Source organism: Delftia sp. HK171 (assembly GCF_001886655.1).
Lineage (GTDB): Bacteria > Pseudomonadota > Gammaproteobacteria > Burkholderiales > Burkholderiaceae_C > Comamonas > Comamonas acidovorans.
Window position 1 is genome coordinate 6,085,544 of record NZ_CP018101.1, and the last position, 13,131, is coordinate 6,098,674.

Below are 13,131 nucleotides of genomic sequence, written 5' to 3' on the forward strand. Positions count from 1 at the left end.
CCACCATGTCAAGGTCAAGCCCCCTGCAAGGCGATTTCATCGCCGTGTCATCAGCCTTGCCCAGCATCGGCGGCCGTGACAAACCGATACAGAGAGAACCCGTTCATGTCCTTGACCTCCCATCGCCCCGCCCTGCGCCCGCTGGCCGTGGCCCTGGCTGCCTCCGCCCTGATCGCCGGTTGCGGCGGCTCCGGCAACGACACGCCCGCAGGCCAGCCGCTGGAGCTGCGCATTCTGCACATCAACGATCACCACTCCACGCTGGAGTCCAAGAGCAAGACCCTGCAGCTGGACGCCGGCACGGGCAAGGCCGAAGCCGTGGCCGTGGACGCCGCAGGCTTTGCGCGCGTGACCCAGGCCATCGAGGAGCTGGCCGCGCAGTCGCCCAACGTGCTCAAGCTGCACGCTGGCGACGCGCTCACCGGCACGCTGTACTTCAACCGCGCAGGCGCCGACGGCGAGGCCGATGCCGCCCTCATGAACACCGTCTGCTTTGACGCCTTCACGCTGGGCAACCACGAGTTCGACAAGGGCGACAGCGGCCTCAAGTCCTTCCTGGACCGCCTGCGCACAGGCACATGCAAGACGCCCGTGCTCAGCGCCAACGTGCGCTTTGGCGCCAACTCGGCCCTGAGCGCGGCCAAGGCGCCCGGCTATGTGAACCCCTCCACCGTGGTGGAGCGCGGCGGCCAGAAGATCGGCATCGTCGGCCTGACCATTGCGGGCAAGACCAAGGCATCGTCCAGCCCCGATGCCGACACCACCTTCGAGGACGAGGCCACGGCGGCCCAGCGCGAAATCGACGCGCTGCGCGCCAAGGGCATCAACAAGATCATCGTCATGAGCCACGTGGGCTATGAGTACGACCGCCAGATCGTGCCCAAGCTCAGCGGCGTGGACGTGGTCGTGGGCGGCGACTCGCACACCCTGCTCGGCCCCGACGTGCTCAACACCACGGGCGTAGGCACGCCCGGCGGCGCCTACCCCACGCGCCTGGCCGACAAGGACGGCAGCCCCGTCTGCGTGGTCCAGGCCTGGGAGTACGCCCAGGTCGTCGGCGACCTCAAGGTCCAGTTCGACGCCGACGGCCGCGTCACCCAGTGCACGGGCACGCCCCATGTGCTGATCGGCGACAGCTTCACCATCGCCGGCAAGGCCGCCACCGATGCGCAAAAGACCGCGCTCAAGGCCAGTGCCGCCGCCACCGGCGTGCTGCGCGTGACCACGCCCTCGGCCAAGGCCACCGCCGCGCTGCAGCCCTTCAAGGACAAGGTCGCCCAGTTCAACCTCAAGCAGGTCGCCACCGTGCCCCAGGAACTGTGCTCGCGCCGCGTGCCCGGCGGCGTCGGCACCATGAACTACAGCCAGTCCAGCGCCGCATGCAATGCCGAAGGCAGCGTCAGCGTGCGCGGCGGCGACATCCAGCAGCTCGTGGCCCAGGCCTACCTGGAAGAAGCCAACCGCCACTACGGCGGCGCCGACATCACCCTGCAAAGCGGCGGCGGCGTGCGCATCCCGCTGCTGGGCCAGACCACGGCCGCCCAGGTCATCCAGGTCCTGCCCTTCGGCAACAAGCTGTTCCGCCTGGACATCACCGGCACGGAAGTCAAGGGCATGCTTGAGGACGGCCTGCAGGCCGTCTACGGCCCCAGCGGCACGACCGGCCCCTACCCCTACACGGGCGGCCTGCGCTTTGACGTGAATGCGGCAGCGGCGGCCGGCCAGCGCGTGTCGGGCATCGAGGTGTATGACAACGCGAGCAAGACGTGGAAGCCGCTGGATACGGCGCGCACGTACAAGCTGTTCGTGCTGAGCTTCAATGCCACGGGTGGCGATGGCTACAAGACGCTGGCGGCCGTGCCTGATGCGCGCCGTCTGGACATTGGCGTGCTCGATTCCGATGTGTTCTTCAACTACATCGAGAGGCAGCCGGTGGATGCGGTGTCTGGTCTGCCGCTGCTGTCGCGGCTGCCGATGGATCTGTACAGCACGCGTAGTTTTCAGGGTGGGCGCTGAGTCTTCCTGATGGGTTCAGGGATCTGTTTTGATCCCTGCCGGGGGGTTGTTTTTCGAGGCCGGGTCTCGGCCCGGCGGCCGACCTACCTTCTTTTGCTTCGCCAAAAGAACGTAGGCCAAGAAAAGGCGACCCGGATGTCCGCGACCCCTTCGCTTCGCTGCGGGGCAACCTGCGTCGTGGCGGTTGCGGGGTTCGCTGCGGAACTCGCTGCGTTCCCTGCGTGAACTCCGCTCAGACAACCGCAGCGAGTCAGTTGACGAAGCAGTCCTGTCCTTCGGCAGGACTGCAACCCCGCAACCACCACGCCGCAGGCGCTGACATACGGGGAGTTTGCCCGGGCCGTCGCTTCGCTCGGCCTCTATGAGAAAACAGCCGAGCGCAGCGGTGGCGCGTCGGCTGTTTGCATTTCTGGCCTTTGGCATTTTGCTGTTGGCTGTTGGCTGTTGGCTGTTGCCCCCAGCCTCCCCCCTTCTGCCCACGCCTGCGTTGGGCGGGATGCGGGGTGGCAAGCCTGCCGAAGGACAGGCTTGCTTCGTCATCTGACTTGCCGCAGTTGTTTGAGCGGCGCGCGAAGCGCAAAGCGAGTTCTGCGGCACACCCCGCATCCCGCCCAACGCAGGTCGCCCGCAGCGAAGCGAAGGGTCGTGGGCAGTGCGGGGCGCGCTTCTTTGCCCACTTTCTTATCGCGCGATAAGAAAGTGGGTCGCCTGCCGGGGCGAGACCCGGCCTCTGCCGCAAAAGGCACAACAGAATCAAAAACAGGTCAAACAGAAATCAGCCAATCCGAGCAATCACAGCCCCCAACACCTGCGCCTTCCCCGCCTCAGCCACCAACGCCACCACCCCACTGCGATGCGCAGTCACCTGCATCTCCATCTTCATGGCCTCCATGACGGCAATCACATCGCCCTCCTTGACGGTATCGCCATCCGCCACCTTCCACGCATGCAGATTGCCTGCAATGGGTGAGGTGACGGCAGCGGGGTCAACTGCAGATTCGGCAGCCGGCGCGGCAGCCACACCGCCGCCAGCCGATGCCAGCCCCTGCAGCAGCACCGCAGGCAGGCCCAGCGACACCCGGCGCCCGTCGATCTCGACCGCGCAGCGCACCAGGCTGGCGTCGGGCAGCGGCTCGGCGCGCACGGCGGCGGCCAGGGGTTCGGCGAAGTCGGATTCGATCCAGCGCGTGTGGACCTTGAAGCCGTCGTTGCCCACGAAGTCGGCATGGCCGATGACGGCGCGGTGGAAGGGCAGGACGGAGGACAGGCCTTCGATGCGGAACTCGGCCAGCGCGCGGCGTGCGCGGGCCAGGGCCTGTTCGCGCGTGGCGCCGCTGACGATGAGCTTGGCCATCAGCGAGTCGAAGCTGCCGGGCACGACCGAGCCGGTCTGCACGCCCGTGTCCAGGCGCACGCCGGGGCCCGAGGGCGGGTCGAACCGCACCACGGGGCCTGGCGTGGGCAGGAAGCCCCGGCCCACGTCTTCGGCGTTGATGCGGAATTCGATGGAGTGGCCCAGCGGCGCCGGGGTTTCGGTGATGGACAGCGGCAGGCCGTCGGCCACGCGCAGTTGCTCGATCACCAGGTCCACGCCCGTGGTTTGCTCGGTCACAGGGTGCTCGACCTGCAGGCGCGTGTTGACTTCGAGGAAGGAGATGGCACCTGTCTGGCTCAGCAGGAATTCCACCGTGCCCGCGCTGACGTAGCCGGCCGCCGCGCAGATGTCGCGTGCGGAGCTGTGGATGCGGGCGCGCTGATCGTCGCTGAGGAAGGGCGCCGGGGCCTCTTCCACCAGCTTCTGGTTGCGCCGCTGCAGCGAGCAGTCGCGCGTGCCCAGCACGACCACGTTGCCGTGGGTGTCGGCCAGCACCTGGGCCTCGATGTGGCGGGGGCGGTCCAGGAATTGCTCGACAAAGCATTCGCCGCGGCCGAAGGCGGTGACGGCCTCGCGCACGGCCGAGTGAAAGAGCTCCTCCACCTCGTCCATGCGCCACGCGATCTTCATGCCGCGCCCGCCGCCGCCGAAGGCGGCCTTGATGATGATGGGCAGGCCGTGCTGCTGGGCAAAGGCCAGCACTTCGCCGGCATCCTTGACGGGGTCGGGCGTGCCGGCCACCAGGGGAGCGCCCACCTGCAGGGCGATCTTGCGCGCCTCGACCTTGTCGCCCAGCTTGGCGATGGTCTCGGGCGTGGGGCCGATCCAGCGCAGGCCCGCATCCAGCACGGCGCGCGCAAAGGCTTCGCTTTCGGACAGGAAGCCGTAGCCGGGGTGCACGGCGTCGGCGCCGCTCTTGTGCGCGATGGCGATGAGCTTGGCGATGTTCAGGTAGGTGTCGGCCGGGCGCTCGCCGTCCAGGCCATAGGCCTCGTCGGCCATGCGCACGTGCAGGGCGTCGATGTCGGCATCGGCGTAGACGGCCACGGATTTCACGCCGTAGTCGGCGCAGGCGCGGGCGATGCGGACGGCGATCTCGCCACGGTTGGCAATCAGGACTTTTTTCATGATCAGCTTCTTTCAGTTGCGGGCAGGCGCCACCGGGCGCTCCCCGCGTTCAGTTCTTGGAGCCTTGCGCGCCGGGGCTGTATTCCTCGAAGGCGCGGATGGGGTTGAAGCGGATCCAGGCGCCCACGGGAATCTGGCCGGCCAGATCCAGGTGGTGCGGCGCCACGCAGCCGATGACGGGATAGCCGCCCGTCAGCGGATGGTCGGCCAGGAACAGCACGGGCTGGCCGCTGGGGGGCACCTGGATGGCGCCCAGCGGCGTGCCTTCGCTGGGCAGCTCGCCGGCCACGGCGCGCTCCAGGGGCTGCTCGCCCGCCACGCGCAGGCCCACGCGGTTGGACTGCGGCGTGACCTGCCAGCGCTGCGCGGCCAGCAGGGCCACGGCCTCGGGCGTGAACCAGTCGGTGCGCGGGCCCAGCTCCACGTCCAGCACCACGTCCTGCCCGGTGGTGGGCAGGGATTCGGGCGGCAGCTCGGGGGCGGCCACGGCCTTGCGGTCTGCAGGCCGCACGGGCAGGACCTGGCCCACGGCCAGGGCGGCAGGGCCGACATTCGCCAGGGTGTCGGTGCAGGCGCTGCCCAGCACGGGCGTGACGGCAAAGCCGCCGCGCACGGCCACATAGCAGCGCGCGCCGGCCACGGGCTGGCCCACGGTCAACTGGTCACCATCGGCCAGGGCCACGGCCTGGTAGCGCGGCACGCTCCAGCGCTGGCCGGACCCGGTGGTCACGGTCAGGGGCGCATCGGCGCCCGTGATGGCGACCACGGTCTCGCCCTGGCTTTGCAGCGACAGGCCACCGCCCACGGTCTCCAGCACGGCCAAGTCGCTGGCATTGCCGACCAGGCGGTTGGCGGCCTTGAAGGCTGCCTGGTCCATGGCGCCCGAGGCCGAGACGCCCTGCCCGGCCTGGCCCAGGCGGCCCCGGTCCTGGAACAGCGTCATGAGGCCCGTCGCCTTCACGCGCAGCGCGTTGCCTTCATGCGGCGCGGCCTGCGCCACGGCGGGCGCGGGCGCCTCATCCACCTGGGCCATGCCGGCCGCATCGACAAAGCGCACGCGGTAGCCGGGCTGCAGCAGCGCAGGCAGCTCGCGCGCCAGGTCCCACATGCGGGCCGAGGTGCGGCCTATCAGTTGCCAGCCGCCCGGGCTGGCCTGGGGATAGACGGCGCTGAACGTGCCGCCCAGCGCCACCGAGCCGGCCGGCACGCGCGTGCGCGGCGTGGTGCGGCGCGGCACGTTGAAGATCGGATCGCCCCCGCTGAGGTAGGCAAAGCCGGGCGCGAAGCCCGTGAAGGCCACGGCGTACTCGCTGCCCGTGTGGCGGCGCACGACTTCCTCGGGCGTGATGCCCAGCAGCTGCGCCACATCGGCCAGGTCCTCGCCGTCGTAGTGCACGGGAATCTCGACCAGCACATTGCTGCGCTCGGCCCGCTGGCCCAGGTCGCGCGCGGCAATGCGGCGCACCAGCTCGGCCACGCCCAGCCTGGCGGGAGCGAACTGCACGAGCACGGTGCGCGCGGCCGGCACCAGCTCCTGCACGCCATCGATGGGCTCGCGCTGCAGCGAGCCCAGCAGGGCCAGGGTTTCATCGAGATCGGCCAGCTCCACCATCAGGGCCTGCCGGTTGACGGGTAGAAAACGCATGGTGTGCCCTCAGCCCACGAAGGAGGAAATGCGCACGCCCTCCTGCTCGAAACGTTCGCGCAGGTGGCGTGCAATGGCCACGGCACCGGGGCTGTCGCCGTGCACGCAGATGGAGTCGGCGGCAATGCGCACCAGGCTGCCATCGACGGCCTCGACCACGCCGTCGCGCACCAGGGACAGCATGCGCGCGGCGATCTGGTCCACATCGTGCAGCACGGCGCCCGGATCGCGGCGCGAGACCAGGGTGCCCTCGGGCGTGTAGCCGCGGTCGGCAAAGGCCTCGGCCACCACGGTCAGGCCCGCATCGCGCGCCCAGTCGATCAGGGGCGAGCCGGCCAGCGCCACCAGCACCAGGCTGGGGTCGATGGCGCGCATGGCCGTGATCACGTCGGTGGCCTGGCGCCTGTCGTGGGCGATGGTGTTGTATAGCGCGCCGTGCGGCTTGACGTAGCGCACCTCGGTGCCGGCCACGCGGGCCAGGCCCTGCAGCGCACCGATCTGGTAGATGACGCCGGCCACCAGGTCGGCGCTGGCCACATCCATGTTGCGCCGGCCGAAGCCGACGAGGTCGGGATAGGACACATGGGCGCCCACCATGGCGCCGCGCTCGCGGGCGGCCTTGAGCGTCTCCAGGATGCCTGCCGGGTCGCCGGCATGGAATCCGCAGGCCACGTTGGCGCTGCTGACGATGTCGAGCATGGCGGCGTCGTCGCCCATGCGCCATCCGCCCAGGCTCTCGCCAAGATCACTGTTCAGGTCAATTTTCATCGTTCTCTCCTCGCCGGACTCGGTGCACAGGCTCTCAGTGCAGCTGGCCGGCGTTTTCCTTCAGATCCTGGGTCACGGTCAGGGCCGTGCGAATGGTCTCGCGCACGGCAGCCACCTGGTCGGCCAGGCACATGCTGGGCATGCCCGGCTTGCGCGCTGCCTGCTCGGGCAGGGCCGGCACGTGGATGAAGCCGCCACGCGCGCCCGGCGCCGCCTTGCCTTGGGCCAGCCAGTGCATGAGCGCGAAAAACACGTGGTTGCAGACAAAGGTGCCCGCCGTGTTGGACACGGAAGACGGAATGCCGCGCGCGCGCAGGTTGTGGACCACGGCCTTGATGGGCAGCGTGGAAAAGTACGCGGCGGGCGCGCCCGGGATCACCACCTGGTCCACGGGCTGGCGCGCCGCATGGTCTGGAATGCGGGCGTCGTCGATATTGATGGCCACGCGCTCGGGCGTGAACTCGCTGCGGCCGCCGGCCAGGCCCAGGCTGATGACCAGCACCGGCTGCAGTTGCGCCAGCGCCTCCTGCAGCTGGCGCAGCGACTCGCCGAACACGCAGCGCAGCTGCAGGCCGTGGACGGTGGCGCCGGCCACGGTCTCGCCATGCAGGGCACGCGCCACTTCCCACGAGGGATTGACAGGGTCCTGCTCGAACGGCTCGAAGCCGGTCACCAGGATGCGCGGGGAAGTGGAATCGGTCATGGCAACAGTCCGTCCTTTAACGGAACATCAGGAAGTACAGCAGGAAGACATTGGCGGTCAGCAGGGCCAGGGCCGTGGGCACCTGGGCTCGGATCACGGCATTCTTGTCGATCTCCAGCAGCGCGGCGGGCACCAGGTTGAAGTTGGCCGCCATGGGCGTCAGCAGGGTGCCGCAGTAGCCCGAGAGCATGCCGATGGCCGCCATCACGGCCGGGTCGCCATGGTAGACGCCGACCAGGATGGGCACGCCCACGCCGCCCGTCATCACGGGGAAGGCGGCAAAGCCGTTGCCCATCACCACCGTGAACAGCGCCATGCCCAGCACGTAGACGGCCACGGCCACGAAGCGGATGTCCATGTTGATATAGGTGGTGGTCACATAGGCCACGGCCTTGCCCACGCCGGCGTCCGAGAACACCAGGCCCAGCATGCCCAGCATCTGGGGCAGGACCAGAGCCCAGCCCAGCGCATCGGTCAGGCGGCGCGATTCGCGCATGCCCTGGGCCGGCGTCTCGCGGGTCAGCCAGCAGGCCAGGCCCAGCGCCAGCACGCAGCCCACGCCCAGGCTCACCAGCGTGGTGGCCTTGGGGTCCAGCAGGGGCGTGCCGCCGAAGACCAGGTGCGAGGCGCTGAGCGTGCCCACCATGGTGATCAGCGGAATCGCCAGGGCCGGTGCGAACAGCTTGTTGCCCAGGCGCTTGGCGCTGGCCAGGTACTCGGCATCGCTGCGCGGCGCATGGCGGCCGCTGCCCACGCCGCCGAAGCCGGCGATCAGGGCCATGGCCACGGCGATCACGCCCACGACCACGGGCGGCAGTTCATTGCCCACCAGGAAGACGGCTGCATACAGCGCCCAGAACAGGCCGCTGGACCAGCGCTTGGGGTTGCTGGCATCGCGCAGCGTCATCACGGCCGTGACGGCCAGGACGAAGCCGACCAGGTAGTACAGGTGTTGGATGGTCAGCGTCATTTCAGGCTCCCTTGGCTTGGGTGGCGTTGGCGTTGGCTGCGTCGGCTTCGACACCGGCCTTGTACTGGGCCAGTTCGCGCTCCAGCATGCGGTCCAGGCGGCGCAGGCGCCAGGCATGGATCACGAAGGCGCAGATGGCCGTGGGAATGCCCCACAGCGCGACGTGGATGGGCTCGACCTCGATGCCGGCTTCCTTCAGGAAGGTGGTCATCAGCACGATGGCGCCGAAGGCCACGAAGATGTCCTCGCCGAAGAACAGGCCCACGTTGTCCGTGGCGGCCGAGTAGGCGCGCAGCTTGTCGCGCACCTTGGCGGGCAGGATGCCGAAGCGCGACTGGGTCGCACCTTCGGCCATGGGCGCCAGCAGCGGGCGCACCATCTGCGGATGCCCGCCCAGGCTGGTCAGGCCCACGGCGGCCGTCAGCTGGCGTGCGGCCAGGTAGACGATGAGCAGACGGCCTGCGGTGGCCGACTTGATGGAGCTGATCCAGTTCTGCGCGTGCTGGCGCAGGCCATGGCGCTCCAGCAGGCCGATCACGGCCAGCGGCAGCAGGATGATCAGCGGCAGGTTGCGCGTCTTGATGAAGCCCGTGCCAATGGTGGCCAGCACCTTGTCGACGGGGAAGCCCGCCGCCAGTGCCGTGCCGATGGCCGTGACGATCACGACCAGCATGGGATTGAAGCGCAGCACGAAGCCCGCAACGATGATGGCCACTCCGATAAGCGGCCAGAGATTGACGTCAGTCAGCATGTTGATTCCCCCTTCACACCCCGCGGTGCGGTGCGGCCGTCAAGCCACCCCGCAGGCCCAACCCGGTGGCGTGGAGTGCGCTGCCAACCTGGTTTTGTTCAACAAAACAAAGAATTTGTCTTACAGAAACGAATTGTGAATAAGACAATCAGCGCATGCTGATAGTACAAACCCGCATATCGTTGCCCAAGGATTGAGCACGCACGGGGTTTCCAAATGCCAAAAACTATCGGATATTGAACATCCATAGAAGGCATGAACACAACAATGCCCCTGCCCCGGTATCGCCTGTGACGAGGCCGCCTCCTACAATGGGCCGCCCTCCCGGCCTGCGGCGCACGCGTGGCAGTCGGCGTGAATGGCACCTTCCTGCTCCCATCCCTTTTGTCCGAGCTCTGAATCCATGCAACGCCGTCAACTTGTTTCCCTGCTTCCCCGTGCTGCAGCCATCGCAGCGGTTCCCGCGCTGGCGCCGGCCTTCGTGCGCAATGCCTTCGCCGATGAGGCAGGCCTGTCCGCCAAGACCATCACCATCGGCTGCTCGGCCGCCATGAGCGGCCCGCTGGCCGGGTTCGGCTCCGACATCAAGCTGGGCACGGAAGCGGCCATGGCGCAGATCAACGCACGTGGCGGCATCCAGGGCCGCACGCTGCAGCTGCAGATGGTTGACGACGGCTACGTGCCCCAGCGCTCGGCCGACAACGTGCGGCAGATGCTCTCCAAGGGCACGGCCTTTGCCCTGCTGTCCTGCGTGGGCACGCCCAACAACGCCGCCGTCATCCCGCTGATCGAGGAAGCCGGCGTTCCCTATGTGGCACCCTTCACGGGCGCCTCGTCGCTGCGCAAGGGATCGCGCAACGTCTTCCATGTGCGCGCCAGCTACACCACCGAGGTCCGCCGCCTGGTCCAGCGCCTTGCGGGCATGGGGCTCAAGGGCATTGGCATCGTCTACCTGGACAACGCCTACGGCCGCGAAATGCTGGAGGACGCCACGCGCGCCCTGGAGGCCGAGAAGATGGCCCCCGCCGTGCAGGCGGCCATCGCCACCGATGGCAAGAATCTGGCCGATGTGTTGAACAAAGTGGATGCGGCCCACCCCTCGGCCGTGCTGCTGGCCACGGCTGGCACGGTGTCGGTCGATCTGGTGCGCGGCCTGCGCAAGAGCGCGCCCGGCGTGCTGCTCACCGGCCTGAGCGTGACCCTGCCCAATGACAGCCTCAAGCCGCTGGGCGAGGACGCCCGGGGCATTGCCCTGACCATGGTCGTTCCCGCGCCGCACCAGGCCAAGCTGCAGGTGGTGCGCGACTACCAGGCCGCCATGCGCGCCCACGGGCAGCAGGAGTTCTCGCTGGGCACGCTGGAAGCCTATGTGAACACACGCGTGCTGGCCGAGGGCCTGGAACGCGCAGGCCGCGACCCCAGCCAGGCCAAGCTGCGCTCGGCGCTGGCCGGCATCCGCAACTGGGACATGGGCGGCTTCGTCATCGACTACAGCGGCCAGACGCCCCATGTCGGCTCCAGCTTCATCGACCTGGGCGTGCTGGGCAATGCGGGGCGCTTCATCGGTTGATGAAGGCGGGTGGCTTGCGGGCCAGGCCGCTGGCGGATCGGCCCATCGTTTCTTCCTGTCGCTGCACCAAGGAGCCTTCGCCATGCCTGCCGAACGTCACCCACTTCCGCACCCCGCCTTGCACCCTGCTGCACATCCCGCTTCGCACCGGGGCCTGCAGCGCCGCCTGCTCATCCTGGCAGCGGCTGCCCTGCCCGGTCTTGCCCTGGCGCAGAAATGGCCCGCACAGCCCGTGCGCATCGTCGTGCCCTACACGGCCGGAGGCGGCTCGGACAACATCGCCCGCGCGCTGGGCACGGAGCTGTCGCGCGAACTGGGCCAGCCCGTGGTCGTGGACAACAAGCCCGGCGCCTCGGCCATGCTGGGCGCCGAGCTGGTGGCACGCGCCGCGCCCGACGGCTACACGCTGCTCCTGGCCGACATGCCGCACACCATCACGCCCAGTCTCTACAAGACACCGTACGACGCGCTCAAGGACTTCACGCCCGTGGCCCTGATCGGCTCCTCGCCGCTGGTGCTGGCCGTCAACCCCAAGCTCAAGGCGCAAAGCGTGAAGGAATACATTGCGATGGCCCGGGCACGGCCCGGCCAGATCAACTTCGCCTCGGGCGGCACGGGCACGGCCACGCATCTGGCAGGCGAGCTGTTCAAGCAGCAGACGGACACCTTCATCACCCACATTCCCTACAAGGGCTCGGGCCAGGCCGTCGCCGACGTGGTGGCCGGCCATACCGAGAGCATGTTCTCCTCGGCCCCCACCGTGATACCCCATATCAAAAGCGGCGCGCTGCGCGCCCTGGCCACCACGGGTGCCCAGCGCTCGCCGGCCCTGCCCCAGGTGCCCACGATGGCCGAAAGCGGCGTGCGCGGCCTCACCGTGCTGCACTGGTTCGGCCTGCTGGCGCCTGCCCGGTTGCCCCCCGGCATACAGACCGCGCTGCACGATGCCGTGGCCCGCGCCATGGCCACGCCCGCACTCCAGGCCAAGCTGCAATCCCTGGGGCTGGAACTGACGCCCCGCACTCCAGCGGAGTTCGGCGCCCAGATGGAGACCGACGCCGCACGCTGGGCCCGCGTCATCAAGGAACGCAACATCAAGGCGGACTGAATGCCCTCCCTGCACCATCACCACGACGCCGTTGACCTGCGCAGCGACACCGTCACGCGCCCCACGCCGCAGATGCTCGAAGCCATGGCCTGCGCCCCGCTGGGCGACGACGGCCTGGACGGCGACCCGACGGTGCGTGCGCTGGAAGAGACGGCCGCCCAGCGCTTTGGCAAGGCCGCAGGCCTGTTCGTGGCCAGCGGCACCATGGGCAACCTCGTGGCCGTGCTCGCCCATGGCCGCATGCCCGGCGAGGTGCTGGCCGAGGCCGGCAGCCATCTGCTGAACGCCGAGCGCGCAGCCGCGGGCCTGACCGGCATGCACTACCGCAGCCTGCCCGGCGACGGCGGCCTGATCGCCCTGCCCGCGCTGGAGGCGGCGCTGGACACCTCGGCATCCGCGCGCTGCCCCAGCGCCCTCGTGGCCGTGGAGAACACCCACAACGCACGGGGCGGCACCGTGGCGGCGCCTGAGTCGCTGGCAGCCCTGCATGCCCTGGCCGCCCGCCATGGCGTGCCCGTGCATACCGATGGCGCGCGCCTGTTCAATGCCGCCGTGGCACTGGGCCTGTCCTGCCGCGAGATCGCCGCGCACACGGACTCGGTCACCGTCTGCCTGTCCAAGGGCCTGTCGGCTCCGGTGGGCTCGGTGCTCATGGGCCCGGCCGACTTCATCACGCGGGCGCGCGGCATACGGCGCATGCTGGGCGGCACCATGCGCCAGGCCGGCGTGATCGCGGCGGCGGGCCTGGTGGCGCTGGAGCACATGGTCGATCGCCTGGCCGAGGACCACGCACGCGCCCGCCGCCTGCACCAGGGCCTGCGCGCCATCCACCCGGCATGGTGCGCGGCCGAACTGCCGCAGACCAACATCGTGCAGGTGCGCGTGGGCAACAGCGCGGCCGAGGCGCGCCTTTGGGAGGCACGCCTGGCCGAAGCCGGCGTGCTGGTGCGCACGGGCAGCGCGGGCCTGCTGCGTCTGGTCACGCACCGCCACATTGACGACGAGGCCGTGGACAGCACCCTGCAGGCCTTCACGCGGCTGCATCACGACAACTGAGCACCACGCGAGGCCGGCAGGAGTGCCGGCCCTGGCTACAC

General features: G+C 69.2%; 10 protein-coding genes. 4 read left to right on the forward strand and 6 right to left on the reverse strand.

Features of this window, described 5'->3' with window-relative positions; translation table 11 throughout:
• Positions 1-105: 105 nt before the first annotated feature.
• On the forward strand, positions 106-2,016 hold the full coding sequence (locus BO996_RS27200; protein ID WP_071956846.1) for a bifunctional metallophosphatase/5'-nucleotidase: 1,911 nt from the start codon (positions 106-108) through the stop codon (positions 2,014-2,016).
• Positions 2,017-2,791: 775 nt separating this feature from the next.
• Here the strand turns inward: BO996_RS27200 and BO996_RS27205 are convergent.
• The 6 genes from BO996_RS27205 to BO996_RS27230 are packed head-to-tail and all read right to left on the reverse strand — an operon-like array spanning position 2,792 to position 9,356.
• The gene (locus tag BO996_RS27205) at positions 2,792-4,519 is read right to left on the reverse strand and encodes an acetyl/propionyl/methylcrotonyl-CoA carboxylase subunit alpha (RefSeq protein ID WP_071956847.1); all 1,728 of its coding nucleotides are present in this window, start codon (positions 4,517-4,519) and stop codon (positions 2,792-2,794) included.
• A gap of 49 nt (positions 4,520-4,568) precedes the next feature.
• A complete protein-coding gene (locus BO996_RS27210) occupies positions 4,569-6,164 on the reverse strand; it encodes an urea amidolyase family protein (RefSeq protein WP_071956848.1) in 1,596 nt (531 codons plus the stop codon).
• 9 nt (positions 6,165-6,173) lie between these two features.
• On the reverse strand, positions 6,174-6,932 hold the full coding sequence (locus BO996_RS27215; RefSeq protein ID WP_012207525.1) for a LamB/YcsF family protein: 759 nt from the start codon (positions 6,930-6,932) through the stop codon (positions 6,174-6,176).
• A 34-nt stretch (positions 6,933-6,966) separates the two neighbouring features.
• A complete protein-coding gene (gene pcp, locus BO996_RS27220; protein WP_013800620.1) occupies positions 6,967-7,635 on the reverse strand; it encodes a pyroglutamyl-peptidase I in 669 nt (222 codons plus the stop codon).
• Positions 7,636-7,651: 16 nt separating this feature from the next.
• A complete protein-coding gene (locus tag BO996_RS27225; protein ID WP_043825613.1) occupies positions 7,652-8,605 on the reverse strand; it encodes a DUF979 domain-containing protein in 954 nt (317 codons plus the stop codon).
• 1 nt (position 8,606) lies between these two features.
• Positions 8,607-9,356: a DUF969 domain-containing protein gene (locus BO996_RS27230; RefSeq protein ID WP_012207528.1), complete on the reverse strand. Its 750-nt coding sequence runs from the start codon at positions 9,354-9,356 to the stop codon at positions 8,607-8,609.
• Positions 9,357-9,759: 403 nt separating this feature from the next.
• Between BO996_RS27230 and BO996_RS27235 the strand changes: the two genes are divergently transcribed.
• From BO996_RS27235 to BO996_RS27245, 3 genes are all read left to right on the forward strand, one after another.
• Positions 9,760-10,926 carry an ABC transporter substrate-binding protein gene (locus tag BO996_RS27235; RefSeq protein ID WP_043825611.1) on the forward strand — a complete coding sequence of 389 codons (1,167 nt, stop codon included), beginning with the start codon at positions 9,760-9,762 and terminating at the stop codon, positions 10,924-10,926.
• A gap of 82 nt (positions 10,927-11,008) precedes the next feature.
• Positions 11,009-12,034, forward strand: coding sequence for a tripartite tricarboxylate transporter substrate binding protein (locus BO996_RS27240; protein WP_071956849.1), 1,026 nt, complete (start codon positions 11,009-11,011; stop codon positions 12,032-12,034).
• Positions 12,035-13,090 (forward strand): threonine aldolase family protein, encoded by a 1,056-nt coding sequence (locus tag BO996_RS27245; protein ID WP_071956850.1) that lies wholly within the window; start codon positions 12,035-12,037, stop codon positions 13,088-13,090.
• The last annotated feature ends 41 nt before the right edge of the window (positions 13,091-13,131 follow it).